Genomic DNA, 25246 nt, shown 5'->3' on the forward strand with positions numbered 1-25246 from the left:
CCATACATAGGCGAATCAAGCGCCGTTTTCACCGGCCAATTCTCAAATATCAAACTTGATACCCTGTGCTAAGGGTAGCGTTGTGCCGTAGTTGATGGTATTGGTTTGGCGACGCATGTAGGCTTTCCAGGCATCGGACCCCGATTCGCGGCCCCCACCTGTTTCTTTTTCACCCCCAAACGCGCCCCCGATTTCGGCTCCCGACGTGCCGATGTTAACATTGGCAATGCCGCAGTCGGAACCAGCCGCCGACAGGAATTGCTCGGCTTCGCGGAGGTTGAGCGTAAAAATTGACGACGAAAGCCCCTGAGGCACCCCGTTTTGCAGGGCAATGGCTTCATCGATGGTTTGGTACTTCATCAGGTACAGAATAGGCGCGAAGGTTTCGTGCTGTACGATGGCCCAGTTATTTTGAGCCTCGGCAATGCACGGGCGCACATAGCACCCCGATGTGTAGGCTTCGCCCTCCAGCACACCCGGCTCCACCACAAACCGGCCACCCGCCTGCTGTACGGCCTCAACCGCGGCCAGATAGCCCTCTACGGCCCCCTTGTCGATCAGCGGCCCCACGTGGTTTGTTTCTTCGAGCGGATTACCAATGCGTAATTGCCCGTAGGCTTTCGCCAACCGCGCTTTCACATCTTCGTACACGGTTTCGTGCACAATCAGCCGTCGGGTGGTCGTACACCGCTGACCAGCCGTACCCACAGCCCCGAACACAATGGCCGGAATCGCCACGTTCAGATCAGCATGTTGCGAGACAATAATGGCGTTGTTACCCCCCAGCTCGAGCAGGCACCGGCCCATACGCTCGGCTACGGTTGCTCCCACGGCCCGTCCCATACGGGTGCTCCCCGTAGCAGACACGAGGGCCACACGCGGGTCGCGGGTGAGCCACTCGCCCGTATCACGGCCACCCGTTACCAGGCACGATACCCCCTCGGGCACATCGTTATTCCGGAGCACATCGCCAATAATCTGCTGGCAGGCCAGAGCGGTAAGCGGTGTTTTTTCCGACGGTTTCCAGACGCACACATCCCCACAAACGAGGGCAATCATAGCATTCCATGACCAGACAGCCACCGGAAAGTTGAACGCCGAGATAATACCCACCACACCCAGCGGGTGCCACTGCTCGTACATGCGGTGGGCCGGGCGCTCCGAGTGCATGGTAAGGCCGTACAGTTGCCGCGAGAGGCCCACAGCGAAGTCGCAGATATCGATGATCTCCTGCACTTCGCCCAGCCCTTCCTGTAGCGATTTACCCATTTCGTAGCTTACCAGCTTACCCAAGTCGGTTTTGTAGAGCCGGAACTGCTCGCCCATTTGCCGGACAATTTCGCCCCGGCGGGGAGCGGGTACTAGTCGCCACTGCTCAAAAGCCTGCCGGGCTGTCTCGATTACCCGGTCGTAGTCGGCACGGGTTGAGGTGTACACCCGTGCCATGAGCTTGCCGTCGACGGGTGAATATGAATCAATGGTTTTGTCGGAGGTGTGCCAAAATTGCTGGCCTGTACTGGTGCCCGGCTTAACGGCCTGGGCGGGAAGGGGAAGGATAGAATCCATACTATGCGTAGATTGTTGATTCAGTTTGAGCGCAAGATAATACCTCTGCAGCAGTTGCCCGAACGCAATTAGCCAACCGCTTATATGTACTAAGCTCAGTACTGGACATTAGATGTTGGACATTAGACGTTAGACCTCCACATATAGAGGTAGCAAGTCTAAAGTCCAGTGTCTGAAGTCCGGATGTCCAGTACTGAATGCGCATTTTACATTGTTCATTCACTTAGCAGAAGGGGCAGGCAATCGCGCAGACTATCGAGCTGCAGGTACTGGATATCCGTATCGGGTGGGGTAACCTGCTCAATGTGCCAGGTGGTATGATAAGGAATGTAGATAGCCTGAGCTCCCAAAGCCGCCACGGGCAAAATATCCGATTTGAGCGAGTTACCAATCATCAGAAACTCGGCTGGTTGCAAGCCATACCGATCCAGTATTTTCTGGTAAGCAGCTTCATTTTTTTCGCTGACGATCTCCACATGGCTAAAATAGGCCCCAATGCCAGATCGAGCCAGCTTACTTTCCTGATCCAGCAAATCGCCCTTCGTCAGGAGCATCAGTGAATATTGGGGCGTCAGTGCATCCAGCACCTCTTCAACGCCATCGAGCAACTCAATCCGAAACCGCAGCAGGTTTTTACCCTGATCAATAATTTACTGGATGGCCGTACCCGTTACCTGCCCCCCCGTCAGCTTAATAGCCACCTCAATCATGGAAAGCGTAAATCCCTTGGCTCCGTAGCCCAGCAGGGGCAGGTTTTCGATCTGTACCTGTCGCAGGGCCTCGTCGAGTTCGGTGGGCGTACCGTATTGTGTCAGAAAGGCTTTGAGGTCGGCTTCGGCCTGATCGAAATGGGGCTGGTTGGCCCACAGCGTATCGTCGGCGTCGAGGGCAATTAATCGGGGTTTGGTAATCATTCGGCTTTGCTTGGCCCCAACGGACCGGTTGGTAAACGGGTGCAAAGCTATACAACAAGTACCGCCAACAGTCACATTGGGGAGGATAAACCAGACAGCCCGCGCCATTTTCTCCGGGTTTGCCTCTAATTTGCCCCTATGAAGTACCAACTCGTCATTTTCGATTTTGACGGCACCCTGGCCGATTCGTTCTCCCTGTTTTTGCGCACGTTCAACGCCGTAGCGGGGCAATATGGTACCCGGCCGATTCTGGATACCGAACTGAACACCCTGCGGACGATGGGTGCCCGGGGGCTAATCCGTCATTTTGGGATTGCCCCGTGGAAGGTGCCTTTCATCGCTTACAGCGTTCGTCGGCGCATGGCCCAGTCTATTACCGAAGTGCGGCTGTTTGAGGGCATCCCGGAGTTATTGACGCAACTGAATCAGGCGGGTGTTCGTCTGGCCATTGTCAGCTCCAACTCCGAAGCCAATATCCGGCGGGTACTGGGGCCAGCGTGTTCTGCAACCATCACCGACTATGTTTGCGGAACTGCCATTTTTGGTAAGGCGAAAGCGTTCAGTAAGGTACTCCGGCTAAGTGGCGTTTCGCCCGCCCAAACGCTCTGTGTGGGCGACGAGCTTCGCGATTGGGAAGCCTCTCTGGCCGTAGGTATCCCGTTTGCCGCCGTCGGCTGGGGCTATACCTATTTCGATGCACTACCCACCCTCCCCGAAGGGCAGGTCATTAATCAAGTCGAAGCTATTACGAACGTGGTACTCGCTTCGGAATAAACAAAACGCCCCGCTACTCTCTGTAGCGGGGCGTTTCAATTCGATACGAAAACCGGGTTACGCGTGCTCTTCGATGCGACGCTCGTGGCCGGTTTCAAACTCTTCCGACGCACCTTTGGTCGGGCGCATCTTAATAATTTTCAGCTTCTCAAGGCCTTTAATTACAGGGTACGTGGGGTCCATTTCGAACCATTTAGCCCCGAAGTTAGCCGAGTTCGGCCGCTTGTGGTGATTGTTCTGGAACAGCTCGCCCATCATCAGAAAATCCAGCATAAGCGAGTTACGCGACTTATCGTGGTTGTCGAAGTTCTGGTAACCGTACTTATGACCGCTCCAGTTTACGATAGCGCCGTGGATGGGTCCCATCAGGAAGTGAATGGGCAACAGGAAGAAGAAGGCCCAGTGCATGTCCAGATACAGGAACGCGAAAATGTAAAACAGCGCGTAGGCGATACCCCAGCCCGCCCGCGAGATCCACGAGTCGCCTACTTTCTCGATCAATGCCCACTCCGGGTAGTTCCGGTCAAACTGACGTTCCACCTTCTGGGTGCGGTGCAGCACGGCATTGTAAATGTTTTTGGTTTTCCACATCATCGTCAGAAGATTCTTCGTGTGATGGGGAGAGTGCGGGTCTTTGGGCGTGTCGCTGAATGCGTGGTGCATTCGGTGCAACACGGCGTAAGCCCGTGGACTCAAATACGACGACCCTTGCGAGACGTACGTCAGGAAATAAAAGAAACGCTCCCAGAATTTGCTCATGGTGAACATCTTATGGGCAGCATAGCGGTGCAGAAAGAATGTCTGGCAAAACAGGGACAGATACCAATGCCCCACAAAAGCGACGATAGCAACCACAGTGGAATTGTTTTGAACGTTTATTTTAAACAAAAATACGATTAAACCTTGAATATACCCGCTCTAATCGGTTTAAAGCCGGGTTTAATTGGACGTTGTCGCGTATTGCAATAGATTGGCCCCCATCCGAAGTGCCTGTTGCCGAACGGGTTCAGGGTCATTGTAAACGCTCTGATCCTCCCAACCGTTGCCAAGGTCACACTCATAACTGTAAAAACAGACTAAACGTCCCTGATAGACCAAACCAAACCCCTGCGGAGCCTTGCCATCGTGCTCGTGAACCTTGGGTAAACCCGTCGAAAACTTGAACCGTTGGCTGTAAACGGGGTGATTGAAGGGTAATTCGACAAACGACAGCTCCGGAAAAACTTTTTTCATCTCGCGCCGGATAAACTTGTCCATGCCGTAATTATCGTCGATGTGCAGAAACCCGCCCGACATCAGATACCGGCGCAGGTTCTGAGCCTCGGCCGCCGAAAACAGTACGTTTCCGTGTCCGGTGAGGTGCACAAACGGGTAGCTGAACAGGTCGGGGCTGCCCACCTCCACAATGTCTTCTTCGGGGAAGATGTTCATGCGCAGGTTCTGATTGGCAAACTTAATCAGGTTAGGCAACGAGGTTTTGTTGGCGTACCAGTCGCCCCCACCGTTGTACTTCAGTTTGGCAATTTTATAGGCGTATTGCGCCTGAGCCGGGGCCATGAAGAAGGCACAATGCAGAATAAGTAATGTACTGAGTATCTTTTTCATCGTAAATCAGGGCTGTACGTTTAGCGATATGTATACGGTACGTATGCTGGTCGGCGCGATGGCATCACAATCAGGTTCATCCGCGCAATCACAGTTCCGTATTTTTCAGGTTTAGAATCTGGCAGGCCGCGAGGGCTGCGGTTTCGGTTCGGAGCCGGTTCGAGCCGAGCGTTACCGGCGCAAAACCAGCCTGTTGGGCGGCACTTAATTCAGCGGGCGCAAAGTCACCCTCTGGTCCGATTAACACCGTGTAGCTACCGTTTATTGTGGCCTTGCTGAACAAATGTTCCGGCGGAGCATCGGCGGGCAAATGGGCAATAAACCGTTGACCCTCGGTGATGGTAGGCAGCAGCTTTTCGAGGGGCAGGGCCTCATCCAGTTGGGGCATCCAGCTTTGCAGCGACTGTTTCATGGCGGCTATGGCAATTTTTTCGAGCCGCTCCAGCTTGAGCACCCGCCGTTCGGAATGTTGCCCAAAGAAAAAACTGATTCGTTCGATACCCAGCTCAACGGCTTTCTCCACAAACCACTCAATCCGGTCAATGTTTTTGGTCGGGGCCACGCAAATGCGCACCGAGAAAGGGCGGGCGGGTGTGTACTGCTCGTCGAGAATCCGAAAGGCGCACTGCCGGGCGTCGGCTTTTGTGATTTGGGCATCGAAGCGGGTGCCCCGCCCGTTGGTCACGGCAATAGAATCGCCCGCACCCAGCCGAAGGGTTTTAACGGCATGACGGGAGTCATCTTCGGTCAGTTGAGAAATAGAATCGGGCTGGTAAAACAAATGCACTTTTTACTACTGTTTGGGCTATTTCAGGCAAGATACTGATTATTTTAGCTTAATTTAAAGCGACCTTCAGTCCCTTCGAGTCAACAAGATAAATACAATCTCAATTTGTAGGGTTCCAATTTCTTTCATCTCACCCGACTTTACCTCCGACCAATGGCTACCAAAAAGAAACCTTCCGAAATGACATTAGATGAACTGTATGCTGAAGAGCGAGTTTTGAATAGCACATTTTTTTCCACCAGGAATTTGATTGGCAGTCTCTCAATTGTCGCCCTGACAATAGTTTTAGCCCTCTATATTATGAAAGACTCGTTTAGTTATTTCTTTGCGGCCTTGATTCTCTGGCTACTCTATTCTGTTGCAAGCAAGTTTATCTACAGAAGTAAACTTGTTAAAGAAATAAAGTCCCGCCAGTAGTAGCCTCAAACGGATGGCCGGTGGCCTGTCTACACGTCAAACGTCACTTTCGGATTTTTCAGGCTTCTCATGGCGCCCGTCAGGCCATTGAGCGTGAGCGGAAACATCCGATTGCCCGACCATTTCCGCACGATGTCGATGCTCTGGGTGTACGACCAATACGCCGGAATCATGGGGTTGAGCCACACCAAATGCGGGTATTGCTCCCTGAACCGATTGAGCCACACCAGGCCTGCTTCTTCGTTGTAATGCTCCACGCTACCCTTGGGGGCCGTAATTTCATAGGGCGACATGCTGGCGTCGCCCACAAAAATGACCTTGTACTCTTTGTTGTATTTATGGAGCACCTCCCAGGTCGGAATACGGTCTTTCCGGCGCGTATTATCTTTCCAGAGCGTTTCGTACACGCAGTTATGAAAGTACAGAAATTCCAGATGCTTAAACTGGTAGCGGGCCGCCGAAAACAACTGGTTGCAGAGTTCGATATGTTCGTCCATTGAACCGCCTACATCAAACAGCATTAGCACTTTGACCCGATTCTGACGAGAAGGCTGCATCTGAATATCGAGCATCCCCGCGTTGCGGCTCGTTCGGTCAATGGTACCGTCGATGTCCAGTTCATTGTCGGCCCCTTCACGCGTCAGAATCCGCAACCGGCGCAGGGCCATTTTGAGGTTCCGGGTATTCAACTCAATATCGTCGGCGTAGTTTTTGTAAGCTCGGTCTTCCCAAACTTTCAGCGCCCGCCCGCTCCCCTTGCCGGGCGCACCTTTGTCGGTTTTGAAGCCTTCGGGGGCATAACCGGCCGCGCCAAAGGGCGACGTCCCGCCCGTTCCAATCCACTTTGAACCACCTTCATGGCGTTCGTCCTGCTCCTGAAGCAATTTCCGGAAACGCTCCCAGAGCGCATTGAGCCCCCCGGCCGCTTCCAGAGCCGCTTTTTCTTCGTCGCTCAGAGACCGCTGCATGGCATCGCGAAGCCACTCGGGCGGAATATCGGGCAAGCCTTCGGCCCCAACCGACTCCCGGCCCGTCACAAACAGGCCAAACACCCGGTCGAACAAATCCAGATGCTGTTCATGCTTGACCAGGGTCGTTTTACTCAAGAAGTAAAAATCGTCGATAGTCGGCTCGGCCACATCGCTCCGCAAAGCCTCAAGCAGCGTCAGGTACTCCGGTAGGGTAACCGGCAAATGATGTTGACGAAGCAGCAGAAAGAAGTCGAGAAACATGTTTAGTAGCAGTAAGCAGTAGGCAGTGGCAGGGAGCAGTGGCAGTACTCTTGCGTCAGCTACTGCCTACTGCCACTGCTTACTGCTACTCATCAATACGGTCGGGCTCCCTTTCGTTTCAGTGCCCCCAGCAAGTCCGAGTCCTGCTCATTTTTGAGCAAAGCGCCGAGGTAAGGCGGCAGCTCGGTGAGCGTGTCGAGGTCGGTGAGGTCGTCGTGCGTGACGCCCGATGCCAGCAGCAACCGTACCCAGTCGATCAGCTCGCTCGTTGAGGGTTTTTTCTTGAGCGCCTTTACGTCCCGGATGTTGTAAAACGCCGACAACGTTTTGGCCAGCAACGCCTGCGGCAAATCGGGAAAATGAACCGCCACAATCTGCTCCATCGTCTCGCGGTCGGGAAACCGGATGTAGTGAAAAAAGCACCGGCGCAGAAACGCATCGGGCAGCTCTTTCTCGTTATTCGAGGTGATAATCACCACCGGGCGATGCCGGGCCGAAATGGTTCGTTGCAATTCGTAGCAGTAGAACTCCATCCGGTCGAGCTCCTGCAACAGATCGTTCGGAAACTCAATATCGGCCTTGTCAATTTCGTCGATCAGCAACACGGCCTGCTCTTCCGACTCGAAAGCTTCCCAGAGTTTTCCTTTGCGAATGTAGTTCGAGAGGTCGTTGATGCGCGCTGATTCGAGGCCTCGGTCGGCAAGTTGAGAGTCACGCAGCCGCGACACCGCATCGTATTCGTACAGCCCCTGCTGGGCCGAGGTGGTCGATTTTACGTGCCAGGTGTACAGGGGTTTTCCAAGTGAGCGGGCTACTTCGAACGCCAGCAGGGTTTTACCCGTACCGGGTTCCCCTTTGATCAGCAGAGGCTTCTGAAGCAGCACGGCCGCGTTAACGGCCGTGCTGAGTTCGCGCGTAGCGATGTATGAATCAGTTCCAGTGAACATAAACCGTTCGTAGTCTTTGGTTTGTAGTTTTGGTTTATCGTGCGTAACTACCTAATCATCAACAACCAAAACGATAAACCATAAACTAAAAACCAAAACCTTATTCTTCGCCGTCTTCGGTAAACGAGTACAGGGTTGTATCCAGCTTGAGAGTGCCGCCGTTGAAATTCTGGATGAACTCTTCAATTACCTCTTCGTTGATTTCTTCTACGTTAAGGCATACGTCGAGTGCAATACCGTAGTCCGATTCGAGATCAAGTTCAACATGCTCCTGCACTTTCACAGCCTCGGTTTCTTCCAGCTCCTCAATCAACTCGGTTAGCGCGGTTTCGGCTTCTTCCTCATCTTCGGGGCTAATTTTATAATTCGCCTTACGCTCTTCGGGTGGCACGTAGCTCGGAAACGAGGTTTTGAGTTGTTCAACTGCCATCTCGTACACCATGCTACTGTGGTGCAAGCGCAGGGTGTACACCAGGGCATCATAAATAACGTCCTGACCTTTGTAGGTACCCACAAACTGAATGTGCTCGCACTCGCCCGACTCGAGCATATCGAGATCGGGATCTTCGATGTACACAAACGAGATTCCTTCTTCGCGGCACTCGGCACGCAGCTCTTCGATTTCTTTCGGGTCAAAGCCCGGATTCTGATTCGTTGCCATATACTTACAAAGCTACAGACAATCGGCGGAAAACCGCTTCGGCCAGATCAACCGCTATATCTAACGGTCTCTGATCCACCGCGCTAATGGTATCTTCGGGGCGATGAATCCGAGGCATCTCGCCGTTTTCGTTGAGCGCACACAACGCCAGAACGGGGATGTGCTGCCGCACGAACCAGACGCTATCAAAATCGGCCGTGTGCCAGCGCCCGGTTTGCGCTTTACTCAGAAACGGCTCATCCTGAAGCAGTTCGCGGGCCGTTTGCGTAGCTATATTTTTGTACTGAATAACCTCAACGGTACCGGTTTGTTCGATTACCGTTAGTTTACCAGCCCCCAGCGTATCAAAGTTGATCGCGGCCGTTTTGCCCGTCGGCCAGCTTTGGCGGTGTTTTTCTACGTAATAATACGCCCCCAGCATCCCAACCTCCTCGGCACTGGTGAGCACTACTTCCAGGTCTACGTAGGCCGGTTTGTTCTGCCGGAGTCGGTCGGCCGTTTTGAGAGCTGCCACCACACCGGTTGCGTTGTCGCTGGCTCCGTTGGTGTAGCCATGCAGGTAGTAGCCAATGGTACCCAGCACCGCCTGCAACACAAAGTAGGCCACCAGTCCGTACCGGGCATACGGCAGCCACTCCCACCCTACCCCGATAGCCTCAAGCGTAGCCAGCACAGCCGCCAGCAACATAAGCATCAGTGAGATTATAAGCGACGCCCGAAACGTTCGCTGACTTGACCCATACAGGGCCGATACCGGGGCGGTATCGTAATGAGCCATCAGAATCAACTTCCTGACCGACTCAGGCCGGTCGGTGGTGGCGGCCCATCGACCCACCACATTATGGGCTGTATGCAATACCGGAAACTGCACCACGGGTGAATATCGCCAATTGAAATACAGCCAGGCCAGCACCACGTACACCCACGCCAGGGCGGGCGTCCACCAGGCTCCCGGCCGCACCAGCAGCAACCCCAACACCAGCCCACCAATGAGCCAGTACACCACCGTTACGTAGGTTTTGGGCGTTCGAAAGGATTCGAGCCGAACCTCGGCCCCCATGTCGGAGAGGCTTTGACTCAGCAACGCTGCGGCTTCCCGCTCGCAGGGGGTAGCCGCCCCGCGGTGGGGCAATCGGGTCAGGTGCGCAAGCAGGTCGGAATGCACAGGATACAGGAGATGGTCAGGAGGTCGGGACAGAACTAAAAAAATACGGGTCCGGTGTTAATCAAAACACCAGACCCGCACAGAACTAATCATATCGGCCCGCAGAAATGCCACAGCGGCCCGCTTCGCCCCTTACTTCACAAAGAGCATCTCGCGGTATTTCACCAGCGGCCAGTCTTCATCATCAACAATCTGCTCCAGCTTGTCTACCTCGTACCGGATTCCGTCGAAGTATCCGATCACCTCAGTAGCATACAACCGGGCCATCTCAGCGGTATCGGCCTTGTTGTTGGCGCGCTTGCGGGCTTCGATCATCTCTTCCACGTTCTTCTTAATCACGGCTACCCGGGTCGAAATCTCCCGAAGGATGTCTTTCACAGGCTCGGCTTCAGTCACCATACCCAGATCAACCAGGTTTTTAGCCGTCTCGGCCAGCTTAGCCTGGTATTTCACCGCCGTCGAAACAACGTGGTTAATGGCCAGATCGCCCATCACACGGGCTTCGATCTGCACTTTCTTGACGTACTTTTCCAGCTCAATTTCGTAGCGTGAATGCACCTCGGTATGGCCCATAACGCCAACTCGCTGGAACACATCGAGCGACTCCGAATTCAGATAAACTTTCAGCGCTTCGGGCGTCGAGTTGATGTTCGACAGACCCCGGCGGGCGGCTTCTTCAACCCACTCATCCGAGTAGCCGTTGCCTTCAAACAGAATCCGCTTGCATCCTTTATAGTACTGCTTCAGGATGTCGACAATGGCCAGTTCTTTCTTCTCCCCGTTGTTCAACCGCACGTCGAGGTCTGCCTTGAACTGTTGCAACTGAGCCGCCACAATGGTGTTCAGCACAATCATCGTCGACGATGAGTTGGCAGCACCCCCTACCGCCCGGAACTCAAACTTGTTGCCGGTAAAGGCAAACGGCGAGGTACGGTTACGGTCGGTATTGTCCCGAATCAGCGACGGAATCCGGTTCAGGCCTAACTTGTAGTACACGTTATCGCCTTTGTTAAGCGCGATTTCGTTTTTGGTTTCGAGGTCTTCGAGTGCCTTGGTGAGGGTTTCACCCAAAAACACCGACATAATGGCCGGAGGAGCCTCGTTGGCACCTAACCGGTGCTCGTTGCCCGCCGAGGCAATACTGGCCCGCAGCAGATCGGCATGGTCGTGTACGGCCTTGATTACGTTCACCAGGAACGTGATAAACCGGAGCGTTTCTTTCGGCTTGGTGCTGGGTCCGAGCAGGTTAACACCCGTGTTGGTACCCATCGACCAGTTGTTGTGCTTACCACTGCCGTTGATACCGGCAAATGGTTTTTCGTGGAACAGCACCTTAAAATCGTGCCGCTCGGCCACACGCTCCATCAAATCCATGAGCAGGGCGTTGTGGTCTACGGCCAGGTTAACCTCTTCAAACGTCGGGGCTACTTCAAACTGACCGGGGGCTACTTCATTGTGGCGCGTCCGAACCGGAATACCCAGCTTCAGGGCCTCAAATTCGTAGTCGACCATGAATGCGTTAACCCGGGGCGGAATAGAGCCAAAGTAGTGGTCTTCGAGCTGCTGCCCGCGCGCTGGCGAGTGACCAAACACGGTACGGCCCGCCATGACCAGGTCAGGCCGGGCGTAAAACAGGGCTTTGTCGATTACAAAGTATTCCTGCTCAGCACCAAGGGTGGCCGTTACTTTGTCGATGTTCCGGTCGAAATACTGGCAAACAGCCGTAGCGGCCTTGTCGAGGGCCGACAACGACTTGAGGAGGGGCGTTTTGTAGTCAAGAGCCTCACCGGTGTACGAGATGAATACCGACGGAATACAGAGTGTTTTACCACCGGCTCCGTTGTCCATCAGAAACGCGGGCGACGACGGGTCCCAGCCAGTATAGCCACGAGCCTCGAAGGTATTGCGCAGGCCCCCGTTCGGGAACGACGACGCGTCGGGCTCTTGCTGCACCAAAGCTCCCCCTTTGAACTTCTCAATGGCTTTTCCGTCCATCGTCAAGTCAAAGAAGGCATCGTGCTTTTCGGCCGTCGAGCCGGTCAGCGGCTGAAACCAGTGGGTGTAGTGGGTAGCTCCACGCGATACGGCCCACGACTTCATGGCGTTGGCCACCTCGTCGGCAATGTCGCGGTCAATTTTGCCACCCGTGTCAATGGCTTCGGTGATACGGAGGTATGCCTCGGGCGAAAGCAGCGCCCGCATGGTTTCTTTATTGAATGTATTAACGCCGTAAAAATCGGCCACGCGCTCGGCAGGCGGAGTCACGGGTTTAGCGTAACGATTCTGGGCTATTTCGAGGGCTTTGAAACGGTAATTCGACATAACAAGTCAGTGGCATTTATATGCGGTGAAAACAAGGCCAAAACTAAACAGATTGGCTAAAAATCAATGCAACAATACTGAAAAACCCCACCTGCCAGGCAGATGGGGTTTGATTTTATGGGGTTGGTAATTGGATTCAACTGGTTTACGACCGAAACGGGTTGTGATTACATACCGCGACCTGAGCGATTGTATAGAACCCTACCCCTACCCATTATACGAGCACCTCGGCCGACTTCACGGTCTTGATGATACGTGAAGCTACTTTGTACGGATCAGCAGCCGAGTTGGGCCGACGATCTTCGAGCCATCCTTTCCAGCCCCGCTCCACCGTTGCGATGGGGATACGGATCGAAGCGCCCCGGTCAGACACGCCGTATGAGAACGTATCAATCGACTGAGTTTCGTGCTTGCCGGTCAAACGCATGTGGTTATCAGCACCATACACGGCAATGTGTTCTGCCACTACCGGCGCAAATGACTGACAGATGGTATCGTACACATCTTTGCTACCCGCAGTACGGAGGGCCGTATTTGAGAAGTTAGCGTGCATACCTGAACCGTTCCAATCGGTATCGCCCAGGGGCTTGCAGTGCCAGTTGATGGCAACATTGTATTTTTCACCGATACGCTCCAGCAGGTAGCGAGCTACCCAAATCTGATCACCGGCTTCTTTGGCACCTTTAGCAAAAATCTGGAACTCCCACTGACCGGTGGCTACCTCGGCGTTGATACCTTCTACGTTCAGGCCGGCATCGAGGCACACATCCAGGTGTTCTTCGACGATATGACGACCGAACGCGTTCATGGCACCTACCGAGCAGTAGTATGGTCCCTGCGGACGCTTGGGGAAACCTTCGGCGGGGAAGCCCATCGGCTTGTCGATGGCCACATCCCACAGGAAGTACTCCTGCTCAAAACCAAACCAGAAATCGTTGTCATCATCGTCAATCGTGGCACGGCCGTTCGACTCGTGGGGGGTGCCATCGGCATTGAGCACTTCGCACATCACGAGGAAACCGTTTTTGCGCTGTGGATCGGGGCAAACGAAAGCAGGCTTCAAGAGACAGTCCGATGAGCCGCCGGGAGCCTGCTCAGTCGATGATCCGTCAAACGACCACATTTCAGCGTCTTCTACCTTACCCGAAAAATCCGTTACGATTTTGGTTTTCGACCGAAGGCTTTGAGTGGGCTTGTATCCGTCAAGCCAAATGTACTCGAGTTTGCACTTTGCCATGATGATAAACGATATAGATGTTAGGTTTTGTTGCGATTAAACGGTAGCGGCAAACCGTTGATTATCTGTTGGCAAATGTAATAGCCAACAAGATAATAATAAAGTCAACCGCAAATCAAACCCCCATTTTTATCGAAATTTGTAAAAAATTCATAATTATAATTCGTAGTGTACAAAAATAAGACAATAAAATTCGGAAGCATATCCCTCAAATACCAAACATAAGTTTGCCCTATTGAATATAAACCTCTCTAAAATTTGCCCTTTTCAGAACCTATTTATCCAAAATCGAGACTTTTTCTACTTTAAACACCCCAAATCATACACCTACCTTTTACTAAGTCTGTACACCGTTCCTATAAATAGTGTAGCGTTGTTTGGCACGTATTCATGTATTTTGTGGTTATCATCGACATTGGTTTCCGTAACTTGAACATGATTACACGCGTACTGTGGTTGCTTTTGTACGGCATTGGCTGGACACTCTGGCTCCAGTTTAACCGTTGCATTTTTCTGATATATCAGGCGGCTCATGGCACGGCCGACCTCACCCTCTGGCCAGACATTATGCTGCATGGCCTCCGCATGGACTTATCGGTTGCCGGGTACGCCGGTCTGCTACCGGGGCTGGCACTGACTTTTCTGCCGTCACGCTGGTTGCCGGGGTTCTTTAGCCGCTATACGTCGTTGCTGCTGATTCTGGTCAGTTTCATGACCACCATCGATATGGAGATGTACCGCACCTGGGGATTCCGTCTCGACACGACCTTTTTACGGTACCTTAAAACGCCCACCGAAGCCCTGGCTTCCATCGGTTCGTCGCCCCTCGAATGGCTCTCGGTTGTCCTTATTGGGCTGATCGTGCTGGGCCTCCTGTTTTTCAACCGGCTCAACCACCTGGCGTTTGTGTTGCTTCGGCCGGCTCCGCGCTGGTCATTTGTGCCGCTGTTGGGGGCCACGGCCGCCCTCATTATCCCAATTCGGGGTGGGTTACAGCAAATCCCGATGAATGTGAGCGGGGTTTTCTTCTCGCCGGTTGCGTTTGCCAATCATGCGGCCATTAACCCCCAATGGAACTTCATTTTTTCGGCCCTCGAAAAATCCGACGATCAAACCAACCCGTTCCAGTTTCTGCCCCAGCACGTAGCTAATCAGGCGGTGCAGTCGCTGTACCCAACGGGTAGTCAGCCCCAGTCGGCGGGGGTGCTGAACACACCGCGCCCCAACGTACTGCTTATTGTGTGGGAGAGCCTGACGGCCAAGATTGTCTCGCCCGTGGGCGGGCGTACGGGGGTTACGCCCGAGTTCGATAAGCTCTGCCGCGAGGGGATGCTGTTTACCAATTACTACGCCAGTGGCGACCGCAGCGAAAAGGGGCTGGTGGCCCTGCTGAGCGGTTTTCCGGCTCAGCCGCTCACGTCGATCATGACTGTGCCGCAGAAGTCATCTAAGCTCCCGACATTGGCCCGTACCCTCCGCGAACAAGGCTACCAAACAGCGTTTTATTATGGTGGAGAGACCGAGTTTGCCAACATCCGGTCGTATCTGTTCCATAGCCAGTACGACCGGATTGTCTCAAAAGCCGACTTCCCGCCCGAAAGCTGGAACTCGAAATGGGGTGCCCACGACCATGTGGTGTACAACCGGGTACTGACCGATCTGGGCAAGCAGAAAGCGCCATTTTTTACCACATTCTTCACCCTCAGCAGCCACGAGCCTTTTGAGGTGCCTATGCCTACGGCCATACCCGGCAAAAGCGAGGAAGCCCTGTTTCTGAACGCCCACTACTATGCCGACAAGAGTTTAGGCGAGTTTATTGCGCAGGCCAAACAGCAACCCTGGTGGAATAACACGCTCGTGATTATCGTGGGCGATCATGGCCACCGACTCCCTCATATCGGCACCAACAAAACCGCTGAGTTTCATATCCCAATGCTATGGCTGGGTGGGGCGCTCAAAAAACCGGGCGTACTCGATCAGGTGGCTTCACAAACCGACCTGGCCGCTACGCTGCTGCACCAGTTGGGTATCGAATCAACCGCGTTCCGGTGGAGCCGCGATGCGCTGGCCCCCGTACCCGAGTCGTTTGCTTACTTTGCGTTTCATAACGGGTTCGGCTTTGTGCGGCCGGGGCGGGCACTGGTATTTGATAACGATGCCCGGCAGATTATCGAACAGCACGGAACCGTGTCGGATACAGACCTTAAAACGGGGATGGCTTTCGAAGCTGTCAGCGTAGGCGACTACCTGAGCAAATAGGCTGGCTCGTGGGCGCTCACCCGGGCAGCAGAGACCGCCAATCCGACGTTTTTTTGTACTTTTGCAAGCCAATCGGCCGGAAATCATGAAAAAAGTTGCCTTTTATACACTCGGCTGTAAGCTAAACTTCTCCGAAACGTCGACTATCGGGCGGTTGCTCGAAGGGCAGGGCTACCAACGGGTGGAGTTTAATCAGCAGCCCGACATATTCATCATCAACACCTGCTCGGTGACCGACAATGCCGACAAGAAATGCCGGAAAATTGTGCGGGAAGCGCAAAAAATCAATCCTGATGGCTACGTGGCTATTCTGGGGTGTTATGCGCAGCTGAAACCGCAGGAGATTGCCACCATTCCGGGTGTTGATGCGGTGCTGGGCGCAGCCGAGAAATTCCGGCTTCATGAGCTGATCGATTCGTTTGAAAAGGCCCCCACCGGACAAGCACGGGTATTCAATTCCAACATTGAGGAAGTGCTGGATTACCACGCGTCGTATTCGCTCAACGACCGTACCCGCACGTTTCTGAAGGTGCAGGACGGGTGCGATTACCCCTGCTCCTACTGCACCATTCCGCTCGCGCGGGGCAAAAGCCGCTCCGACACGGTGGCTAATGTGGTGCGGGCCGCCCACGACATTGCCGGGCGCGGACAGGGAGCCGCAGCCGTAAAGGAAATTGTGCTGACGGGCGTAAACATCGGCGACTTTGGCCTCGTCAACGGCGAACGGCAGGAAACATTTTTTGATCTGGTAAAAGCCCTGGACGAAGTTGAAGGGATTGAGCGATTCCGCATTTCGAGCATTGAGCCCAACCTGCTCACCGACGAAATTATCGAGTTTGTCGCCCAATCAAAGCGGTTTGTACCCCATTTTCACGTGCCGCTGCAATCGGGCTCCAACAAAATGCTGGGCCTGATGCGCCGTCGGTACAAACGCGAGCTGTACGCCGAACGGGTTGCCAAAATAAAGGAACTGCTGCCCCATGCCTGCATCGGGGTCGATGTGATTGTGGGGCATCCCGGCGAAACCGACGAGCTTTTCCGCGAAACCTACACGTTTCTGAACGAGTTGCCTATCTCGTACCTCCACGTGTTTACGTATTCCGAGCGGCCCAACACACACGCCCTGAGTATCCGGCCGGTGGTGCCGGGCAACGTGCGCGCCGATCGGTCGAAGATGCTGCATATTCTGTCGGACAAAAAACGCCGGGCCTTTTACGATAGTCAGGTTGGGCGGCAGTGTACGGTCTTGTTTGAAGAAGACGCCGAAAACATCGACCGGCAGTCGGGCCTGATGCACGGTTTTACCGAAAACTACGTACGCGTAGCCGCCAAATACGACCCGCTACTGATCAACGAGGTAGTGCCCGTGAGGCTAACCGGCGTCAACCCCGACGGCCATATGGAGGTCGAGGATGTTGAAGCCGTACTTGTTCACCATTAATTCGAAGCCCCGAAGTAGGTTTGTACCTATCTAAACGCAGCCGCCCCGACCAACACCGGGGCGGCTGTTTGCATTTGGGTAGGTCTGGTGTGCGTTTTCGCACAAACAGAGCGCTTGCGCACTTCAGTTCACCAGAAAAAAACGACCCAACCCATTCATTTACAATTAATTACCCAATGGCACATGATTCGCACCTACAGAGTACGAAACCAGACACTGTATGGACCGCGCCCTTGCTCCCGAACAAATTACCCGCTCCCGCCGTAAAAGCTGGATCATTGGCCTGATGGCTGTGGTCGGGCTGATCGGTGCAGCCGTGGGCATCCGCTCCCTGCTGCATACCTCGGTCGAAGCGTCCCGCATCCGAACGGCCGTTGCGCAAACCGGCCCCGTGGAGAACACCCTCACCGCTACCGGCGAAATTATTCCGGCCTACGAACAAATCATGACCAGCCCCATCCGGGCAAGTATCCGGCGGGTACTGCTGACACCCGGTGCGCGGGTGCGGCCCGGTCAGGCCATTCTGGAATTAGACAAATCGCTGACCCAGATCGAGTACGAAAAACTTCAGGATCAACTGGCGCTCAAACAAAACGGCATTGAACAGTTACGGATGAAACTGGACAAAAACCTGTACGATGCCGACATCTCGGACCAGATCAAACTCCTGAACATCAACCGGCTACGGGCCGAGGTCGACGATGCCCGGCGGTTACTCAAAGTGGGTGGCCAAACCCCCGAAGATGTGACCCGTGCCGAAAACGCCCTCCGCATTGCGCAATTAGAGAAAAAGCAACTCGAAAACGACCTGGCGTACAACCGCCGGTCGATGGGTGCGAGCCTGCGTGAGTCCGAATTACAGGCCCGTATTGAAGGCACCAACCTCAAAGTACTGGCCCAAAAGCTGCGGCAGGCTGAAATTCTGGCCGACCGCGCAGGAGTGCTTACGTGGGTGAACGAGAACGTGGGTTCGGCCGTGAACGAAGGCGAAATGCTCGTAAAAGTAGCCGATTTAGGCAGTTTCCGGGTCGAGGCTTCCTGCTCAGATACCTACGCCGACCAGCTCCGAACGGGCCTGCCCGTGATTGTGCGGATCAACGGGGTAGACTTACGGGGCCTGATTACCCAGATCAAGCCGTCGGTACAAAACGGCACGGTGAAGTTTGCCGTGGCCCTGGACGACAACCGGCACGCGTCGCTCCGGCCCAACCAGAAAGTCGAGGTGTTTGTGGTCACGAGCCGCAGCCCGCAGGCCATTCGGGTAGCCAACGGCCCTGCCTTTAAAGGCAAACGGAAGCAGTTTGTGTTTGTGCTGGGCACTGACAACATTGCCCACCGGCGCGAGGTCGAAATTGGGCTGACCAACTTCGACTGGGTCGAAATCAAAACCGGGCTACAACCCGGCGAACGGGTAATCCTGACCGACATGAGCGAGTATGAACACGTGGAGCAGCTCACGATTGTGAACGAGTGAACCGAAGCCATTTAGACCCGAATTAACCCATTCATGAACGCACAAAATAGATATTGGCTGACAGTTTGGCTGTTACTGCTTAGCATGGCCTGGACCACGGCGCAACCGTTGCGACTGACGCTCGAAGAGGTGGTTCAGATGGCCCGCGAGCAATCTATTGCGGCCCGGCAGGCGGCTACCCTCCAGAAAACCAATTACTGGAAATACCGCTCGTTTCTGGCCGATTACAAACCACAACTCAGCCTCAATGGGTCGTTGCCGAGCTTTACCCGCTCGTTTATTCAGGTGCAGCAACCCGACGGAACCATTGCGTTTCAGCCCGTTTCGAACAACAATTCCCTGCTGAATCTGGAACTGAGCCAGAATATTCCGCTCACGGGCGGGGCCATTTATGTGCAACATCAGCTTCAGCGGTTCGACAACTTCATGGCCCGCAACACCCTGTACAACGGCATTCCGTTTGCCATTGGCCTGAGTCAGCCCCTGTTTCGATTCAACCCGATGAAGTGGGAGCGCAAAATTGAGCCGCTGCGGTATGCCGAGAGCAATGGGCAGTATGTAGAGGCCCTCGAACAGGTTGCGCTCGATGCCACCGGGCTTTACTTCGATCTGCTGGTGGCACAGGTGAACCTGCAAATTGCCGAAACCAACCGGGCCAACAACGACACCCTATTGACCATTGCCGGGCATAAGCTCGAACTGGGTAAAATCTCGCGCAATGATTTGCTGCAACTTCAGCTGAGCGTGCTCAATGCCCGCAAAGACCTGGCGTCGGCCCGGCAAACGGCCGAGGTAGCCTCGCTTAAGCTACGGGCGTTTCTGAATCTTCAGGGCGACGGGGCACTGCGGCCGTTTGAACTCGCTATTCCGGTACAGATCAGTACGTTTCCGGTCGACATTCAACAGGCGCTAAACCAGGCCTTTGCCAACCGGTCGGATGCCATTGCGTTTGGGCGTCGGCTCCTCGAAGCCGAGCGAGACATTGAAAAAGCCCGGAAAGAAAACGGCCTGAATGCGGTGTTGAACGCTGATTTTGGCCTTACCAACCGGGGCGCCCGACCCGTCGATGTGTACCAGCGTCCGCAAGATCGGCAGTTTGTTGAGATTCGATTTACGATGCCCATTATGACGTGGGGCCGGGCCAAAGCCCGCACCGAAACCGCCGAAGCCAACGGCCAACTGACCATTCAGACCGTAGAACAGGCCAAACGAACCTTCGAGCAGCAGTTGTACACGCAGGTAACCCTGCTCGACATGCTACGCCAGCAGGTAAAACTGACTGCCGAAGCCGACCAGATTGCGCAAAATCGCTACCAGATTGCGCAGGAACGGTTTAAACTCAGCGACCTGACCGTAACCGACCTCGGTATTGCCATTCAGGACAAAGACCGCGCCCGTCGGGATGCCATTTTGGCCCTCCGCGATTATTGGCAGTCGTACTACACACTCCGGCTGCTCACCTTGTATGATTTTGAACGAAACCAGAAAATAGAAGGGAAAAAGGAATGAAAGGAGAAGGGAGGAAGAAAGAAAAAGACAAAGAATTTCTTACCGCTTACCTTCCTTCTTCCTTTCCTCTTTTCCCCCCTTTAATCCATTCTCCTTTCCCCCAACAAGTATGATTAATCTCCAGAACATCGAAAAAGTGTACCGGACCAGCACCATCGAAACGCTGGCCCTGAACAACATTAACCTGCACATCCGGACGGGTGAATTTGTCTCAATCATGGGCCCCAGCGGGTGCGGTAAGTCGACGCTACTCAACCTCATGGGCCTGCTCGACGCTCCCAGCGCGGGCCGGGTCGAGATTGGCGGAGAAACCGTTACGCAGTACCGCGACAAAGAATTGGCCCGCCTTCGGAACCAGAAAATTGGGTTCATTTTTCAGAGTTTCCACCTGATAAACGACCTCTCGGTGCTCGATAACGTAGAGATCCCCCTGCTTTACAGGAAGGGCGACGCATCGGGGCCGTCGCGTCGGCAACTGGCGCGCGAAGCCCTCGAAAAGGTAGGTCTGAGCAACCGAATGAACCATTTCCCGAACCAGCTTTCGGGTGGGCAAAAACAGCGGGTCGCTATTGCGCGGGCCATCGTGGGCCAACCGTCTATCATCCTGGCCGACGAACCCACCGGAAACCTCGACAGCGCAATGGGCAACGAGATCATGTCGATTTTGCAGCAACTCAATGCCGACGGGGCCACCATTGTGATGGTTACCCACGACGAAACAATGGCCAAAAAGACCCATCGGCTAGTCCGGTTGTTCGACGGAGCCATGGTTGGAGACTCTGTTTTAATGAGTAATGCGTAATGTATAATGTGTAATCGTCCTCCCAGCGACTAACTCACCTGCTCTACCCACCATTACCCATTTATCATTACGCATTCATTCTTACGACAATGCTACTGAACTACATCAAAATCGCCTGGAAGGTGTTGCTGAGGCATCCGTTCTACACCTTCATTACGCTGTTTGGCATCAGCCTGACCCTGACGGTGCTCATGGTTCTGACCTCGTTTCTCGACCACCTGTTTGGGAGCCACTACCCCGAAGTCAACCGCGACCGGTCGCTCTATATTCAGATTATGATTCGGAGCGATTCGAGTCGTAACTCGCGGCAAACGAGCCCCATGTCGTTCCGGTTTCTGACCGAGCACGTGCGACCCCTCAAAACCCCGGAACGGGCTACCATCTTTTCGTTTTTCAACGCATCGAACGCTTACGTGGGCACACGCAAGATCAAGCTCAACACCTCCTACACCGACGCTGAGTTCTGGCGGGTCAACCAGTTCACGTTTCTGGAAGGCAAGCCCTACAATGAGCAGACCATCAGCAGTGGTGAGCGCGTAGCCGTTATCACCGAAGATTTTAAGGAGCAGTACTTTCCCAACGCGGAGGAGTCGGCCGTGGGGAAAGACATCGACGTTGAAAATACCCGCTACCGGGTCATCGGGGTGGTAACAGGTAGCCCCATCACCCGGCTATTTACCCATGCCGATGTGTATTTTCCGTACACGGCCCCCAAGAGCAATTACCAACGCGAAAGTATGAATGGGCAGTACAATGCCATTGTTCTGGCCAAACACAAGAGTGACCTGCCCGCCATTCAGGCCGAGTTTCAGGAGCGAATCCGGCGATTGCCCGTGCCGGGCGTGGATGGCGACTTCAAATACGCCAACATCAATGTAAAAAGTGAGACCTACGTCAATAACTTTCTGAGTATCATTCTCGACGGCGGGCCGGGCCTGAAGGCAGCCCTGATTGGCGTAATCAGCTTTATCCTATTCATGCTCATTGGGTTGCCGGCCATCAATCTGGTTAATGTAAACATCAGCCGGATTCTGGAGCGAGCCTCCGAAATCGGGATTCGGAAAGCCTTTGGTGCACCGGTACGCACGCTGCTCTGGCAGTTTATCATCGAAAACATCTTTATCACGTTTATCGGCGGAGCCATTGCCCTGGTGCTCAGTTTCGGCATCATCCAGCTCATCAATCAAAGCGGCTGGATTGCCCACGCCGACCTGACTATTAACCTGAGCGTGTTTCTGATCAGTGTACTGGTCTGTTTGCTCTTCGGATTTCTGTCGGGCGTGCTCCCGGCTCTGCGCATGTCGAAACTCAATATTGCCGACGCCTTAAAAGCCTAAACCCATGATACGCCACCTTTTTAAACTTATCTGGAACAAGAAAAAAGCCCATACGCTGCTCATCATTGAGATTTGGGCGTCGTTTCTGGTCTTGTTCGGCCTGTCGTCGCTGATTGTTTTCAATGTTTCAAACTACAACCAGCCGCTTGGTTTCACCTACGAAAACGTGTGGGCTATCGACCTGCGTAACAACCAGGACACGGTAGCCGTGACGGCCAAGATGCAAACAATCATGCAACGCATACGCAGCTACGCGGAGGTTGAATCGGCCTCACGCATGAGCTCGAACTACCCTTTTTCGGCCAGTACAATGAACAATAACGCGACGCACGATAAAGCCACCGCTATGGCCTATTTATTTGTCGCGGATGGCGACTTTGCCAAAACACTCCAGATGCCCCTAACGGCCGGGCGCTGGTACACCCCTGCCGACAGCATAGGCAAGTTTCGGCCCGTAGTGATCAATCAGTTGGCCAAAGACGAACTATTTGGCAACGAAGACCCACTGGGCAAGGTCATCACAAGCGGAGACGGACAATACAAAGTGATGGGTGTGGTGGAGACGTTTAAATCGAAAGGCGAGTTTCAAGGTGACAAACCGACTATTTTTGAGCAACTCAACGAAAACGCGCCCTGGGACAAAACCGTGCTTATCCGGGTAAAGCCGGGTACCGATGCCGTATTTGAGGCCAAACTCGTCAAAGATATTACGTCGATGGCACCGGAGTGGGGCGCCGAAGTTACGTACCTCACTGACTCCCGGCAGAACCAACACAATCTGGCCCTCGTACCCGTAACAATCTTCCTGATTATCTGCGGCTTTTTGCTCATCAACGTAGCACTGGGCTTGTTTGGCATTCTGAACGTGAGCATCGCCAGGCGCCGGGGCGAAATTGGCCTCCGCCGGGCACTGGGAGCCACTGAATCGAGCATTTCATGGCATTTCGTGGGCGAAATGTGGGTACTTGCTACTTTTGCCGTAGTACTGGGGCTGATATTGGCCGGGCAGTTTCCGCTCATGAACGTATTTGATCTCGACACGGGTGTGTATCTGAAAGCCATTCTGATTTCAGTCGTGGTGGTGTACGCGATTGTTACGCTCTGCGCCGTGTATCCGAGTCGGCAGGCGGCTACCGTACAACCGGCCGTAGCCCTACACGAAGAATAAAAACAACGAACAACCAACAGTGAACAGTGGGATAACTGCTTTCAGTACTGGACATTCAGACTTCAGACATTAGACGTTAGACTTACTACCATTCTGTAAGGAGGTCTAACGTCTAATGTCCAGTACTGAGATAACTGCTTATTGTTCACTGTTACCTGTTCATTGTTCGTTGTTCACTGTTCGTTAATCATTACTGCTCAATGTGAATGATCTTAATCATCGACGACGATAGCGCCATTCAGACGTCGCTCTCTCTGCTGTTTCGGAAAGAGGGGTTTACCGTGCGTACCGCCGACGGGCCGTTTGAAACCCGCGATATTCTGGATACAGAAACGCCGGAGGCCATTCTGCTCGACATGAACTTTTCGGTTGAGACCTCCGGCGAAGATGGTCTGCGGTTGCTGCGATACCTCCGCGAGCGGCTACCCAACGTACCCGTTATCCTGATTACGGGCTGGGGCAGCATCGACCTGGCGGTGCAAGGCATGAAAGCCGGCGCGCACGATTTCATCACCAAGCCCTGGCAAAATAGCCACCTGATTGGGTCGGTACGGACGGCCCTCAAGCTGGCTGCTGGCGAACCCCTCTCGGCCAACCGACGGCAACTGAACGAGCAGTTTCAGTTCGACAACATCGTGGGCGAAGACCCTAACCTACTCGACGTACTGACCACCATTGGCCGCATTGCCCCGACCGATGCGCCGGTGCTCATCACGGGCGAAAGCGGCACCGGCAAAGAGTTGATTGCCGAGGCTATTCACCAGAACAGCCGCCGAAAACGGCAACCCTTTGTGAAGGTCAATCTGGGAGGTATATCGAGTACGTTGTTTGAAAGCGAATTGTTTGGCCACGTTCGGGGTGCCTTCACCGACGCCAAAACCGACCGGGTAGGCCGCTTCGAACTGGCGCACAAGGGCAGTATTTTTCTGGACGAAATCGGCGACCTCGACCCGGCCTCGCAGGTGAAATTGTTACGGGTGTTGCAAGACCGCACTTTCGAGCCGCTGGGCAGCAGCAAAAGCCGGACGGTAGACGTGCGGGTGATCTGCGCCACAAACCGCAACCTGGAAGAAATGGTCGCACAGGGCGATTTTCGGGAAGACCTGTATTACCGAATCAACCTGATTACGGTGCGGCTGCCCGCCCTCCGCGAACGCCCGGCCGACATTCCCCGGCTGGCCAATTTCTTTATCAATAACCTCAAAACGCTGTACGGACGGCCCAATTTGCAGGTCAGCAAAGAGGCTCAACTCTGGCTCCGGGGGCTTTCATTACCGGGCAACATCCGGCAACTAAAAAACGTAGTGGAGCGGGCCGTGCTGTTGGCCCCTTCCGATCTGTTGACCATTGCCGACTTTGAGAAACACCTCGCTACCCGCCCGGCTACATCGGCATCCACGACGCAGTTGCCCGCCGTAGGCACCATGACTCTCGACCAAATGGAACGGCAAATGATTGAGCGCGCCATGGCTTATCATCACAACCGAATTGCCAATGTAGCCCGCGCTTTGGGCATTACGCGGTTCGCCCTGTACCGAAGGCTGGAAAAATACGGTATCGATTACCAAAGCGAGGAGTAACTTCACCCTTTGCAACGGCTACGGGGCTTTTGGAGGTCTTCGCTCGCCT

General features: G+C 54.1%; 22 protein-coding genes. 10 read left to right on the top strand and 12 right to left on the bottom strand.

The window, feature by feature from the left end:
• Positions 1-42 precede the first annotated feature (42 nt).
• The 3 genes from amaB to F5984_RS26790 form a co-directional block, all read right to left on the bottom strand.
• Positions 43-1566, bottom strand: a complete 1524-nt coding sequence (amaB, locus tag F5984_RS20245; protein ID WP_152126031.1) for an L-piperidine-6-carboxylate dehydrogenase — start codon at positions 1564-1566, stop codon at positions 43-45.
• 215 nt (positions 1567-1781) lie between these two features.
• Positions 1782-2174, bottom strand: coding sequence for an HAD family hydrolase (locus F5984_RS26785; RefSeq protein WP_246169194.1), 393 nt, complete (start codon positions 2172-2174; stop codon positions 1782-1784).
• 42 nt (positions 2175-2216) lie between these two features.
• The gene (locus F5984_RS26790; protein ID WP_246169196.1) at positions 2217-2588 is read right to left on the bottom strand and encodes an HAD family hydrolase; all 372 of its coding nucleotides are present in this window, start codon (positions 2586-2588) and stop codon (positions 2217-2219) included.
• 30 nt (positions 2589-2618) lie between these two features.
• Between F5984_RS26790 and F5984_RS20255 the strand changes: the two genes are divergently transcribed.
• Complete coding sequence (locus F5984_RS20255; RefSeq protein ID WP_152126032.1) at positions 2619-3254, top strand: HAD hydrolase-like protein; 636 nt, start codon at positions 2619-2621, stop codon at positions 3252-3254.
• A gap of 57 nt (positions 3255-3311) precedes the next feature.
• On the opposite strand, the gene F5984_RS20260 is transcribed toward F5984_RS20255, so the two are convergent.
• The 3 genes from F5984_RS20260 to F5984_RS20270 form a co-directional block, all read right to left on the bottom strand.
• Positions 3312-4109, bottom strand: coding sequence for an acyl-CoA desaturase (locus F5984_RS20260; RefSeq protein ID WP_152126033.1), 798 nt, complete (start codon positions 4107-4109; stop codon positions 3312-3314).
• Between the two features lie 84 nt (positions 4110-4193).
• The gene (locus tag F5984_RS20265; RefSeq protein WP_152126034.1) at positions 4194-4859 is read right to left on the bottom strand and encodes a DUF4159 domain-containing protein; all 666 of its coding nucleotides are present in this window, start codon (positions 4857-4859) and stop codon (positions 4194-4196) included.
• A gap of 88 nt (positions 4860-4947) precedes the next feature.
• Complete coding sequence (locus tag F5984_RS20270) at positions 4948-5646, bottom strand: 16S rRNA (uracil(1498)-N(3))-methyltransferase (RefSeq protein WP_152126035.1); 699 nt, start codon at positions 5644-5646, stop codon at positions 4948-4950.
• Between the two features lie 153 nt (positions 5647-5799).
• Between F5984_RS20270 and F5984_RS20275 the strand changes: the two genes are divergently transcribed.
• Entirely contained in the window at positions 5800-6063 is a 264-nt protein-coding gene (locus F5984_RS20275) for a hypothetical protein (protein ID WP_152126036.1), read from the top strand.
• A gap of 29 nt (positions 6064-6092) precedes the next feature.
• Here the strand turns inward: F5984_RS20275 and F5984_RS20280 are convergent, their stop codons facing one another.
• The 6 genes from F5984_RS20280 to F5984_RS20305 all read right to left on the bottom strand — a co-directional run bounded on the left by F5984_RS20280 (position 6093) and on the right by F5984_RS20305 (position 13627).
• A complete protein-coding gene (locus F5984_RS20280) occupies positions 6093-7295 on the bottom strand; it encodes a vWA domain-containing protein (RefSeq protein ID WP_152126037.1) in 1203 nt (400 codons plus the stop codon).
• A 92-nt stretch (positions 7296-7387) separates the two neighbouring features.
• On the bottom strand, positions 7388-8242 hold the full coding sequence (locus tag F5984_RS20285; RefSeq protein ID WP_152126038.1) for an AAA family ATPase: 855 nt from the start codon (positions 8240-8242) through the stop codon (positions 7388-7390).
• Positions 8243-8342: 100 nt separating this feature from the next.
• On the bottom strand, positions 8343-8903 hold the full coding sequence (locus F5984_RS20290; RefSeq protein ID WP_152126039.1) for a hypothetical protein: 561 nt from the start codon (positions 8901-8903) through the stop codon (positions 8343-8345).
• 4 nt (positions 8904-8907) lie between these two features.
• Positions 8908-10068, bottom strand: coding sequence for a M20/M25/M40 family metallo-hydrolase (locus F5984_RS20295; protein ID WP_246169198.1), 1161 nt, complete (start codon positions 10066-10068; stop codon positions 8908-8910).
• Positions 10069-10200: 132 nt separating this feature from the next.
• A complete protein-coding gene (locus F5984_RS20300; RefSeq protein ID WP_152126040.1) occupies positions 10201-12390 on the bottom strand; it encodes a glutamine synthetase III family protein in 2190 nt (729 codons plus the stop codon).
• A 214-nt stretch (positions 12391-12604) separates the two neighbouring features.
• The gene (locus F5984_RS20305) at positions 12605-13627 is read right to left on the bottom strand and encodes a glutamine synthetase beta-grasp domain-containing protein (protein WP_019987159.1); all 1023 of its coding nucleotides are present in this window, start codon (positions 13625-13627) and stop codon (positions 12605-12607) included.
• 435 nt (positions 13628-14062) lie between these two features.
• Between F5984_RS20305 and F5984_RS20310 the strand changes: the two genes are divergently transcribed.
• From F5984_RS20310 to F5984_RS20345, 8 genes are all read left to right on the top strand, one after another.
• A complete protein-coding gene (locus F5984_RS20310; protein ID WP_185155590.1) occupies positions 14063-15886 on the top strand; it encodes an LTA synthase family protein in 1824 nt (607 codons plus the stop codon).
• 85 nt (positions 15887-15971) lie between these two features.
• The gene (mtaB, locus tag F5984_RS20315; RefSeq protein WP_152126042.1) at positions 15972-17327 is read left to right on the top strand and encodes a tRNA (N(6)-L-threonylcarbamoyladenosine(37)-C(2))-methylthiotransferase MtaB; all 1356 of its coding nucleotides are present in this window, start codon (positions 15972-15974) and stop codon (positions 17325-17327) included.
• Positions 17328-17547: 220 nt separating this feature from the next.
• Positions 17548-18801 (top strand): efflux RND transporter periplasmic adaptor subunit, encoded by a 1254-nt coding sequence (locus tag F5984_RS20320; protein WP_152126043.1) that lies wholly within the window; start codon positions 17548-17550, stop codon positions 18799-18801.
• A gap of 33 nt (positions 18802-18834) precedes the next feature.
• The gene (locus F5984_RS20325) at positions 18835-20310 is read left to right on the top strand and encodes a TolC family protein (RefSeq protein ID WP_152126044.1); all 1476 of its coding nucleotides are present in this window, start codon (positions 18835-18837) and stop codon (positions 20308-20310) included.
• A 109-nt stretch (positions 20311-20419) separates the two neighbouring features.
• Positions 20420-21112: an ABC transporter ATP-binding protein gene (locus tag F5984_RS20330; protein WP_152126045.1), complete on the top strand. Its 693-nt coding sequence runs from the start codon at positions 20420-20422 to the stop codon at positions 21110-21112.
• Between the two features lie 89 nt (positions 21113-21201).
• Entirely contained in the window at positions 21202-22449 is a 1248-nt protein-coding gene (locus F5984_RS20335; RefSeq protein WP_152126046.1) for an ABC transporter permease, read from the top strand.
• A 4-nt stretch (positions 22450-22453) separates the two neighbouring features.
• Positions 22454-23617 carry an ABC transporter permease gene (locus tag F5984_RS20340; protein WP_152126047.1) on the top strand — a complete coding sequence of 388 codons (1164 nt, stop codon included), beginning with the start codon at positions 22454-22456 and terminating at the stop codon, positions 23615-23617.
• A 206-nt stretch (positions 23618-23823) separates the two neighbouring features.
• The gene (locus F5984_RS20345; protein WP_152126048.1) at positions 23824-25197 is read left to right on the top strand and encodes a sigma-54-dependent transcriptional regulator; all 1374 of its coding nucleotides are present in this window, start codon (positions 23824-23826) and stop codon (positions 25195-25197) included.
• The last annotated feature ends 49 nt before the right edge of the window (positions 25198-25246 follow it).

The organism is Rudanella paleaurantiibacter (assembly GCF_009184635.1).
In the GTDB taxonomy this organism is placed as follows: domain Bacteria; phylum Bacteroidota; class Bacteroidia; order Cytophagales; family Spirosomataceae; genus Rudanella; species Rudanella paleaurantiibacter.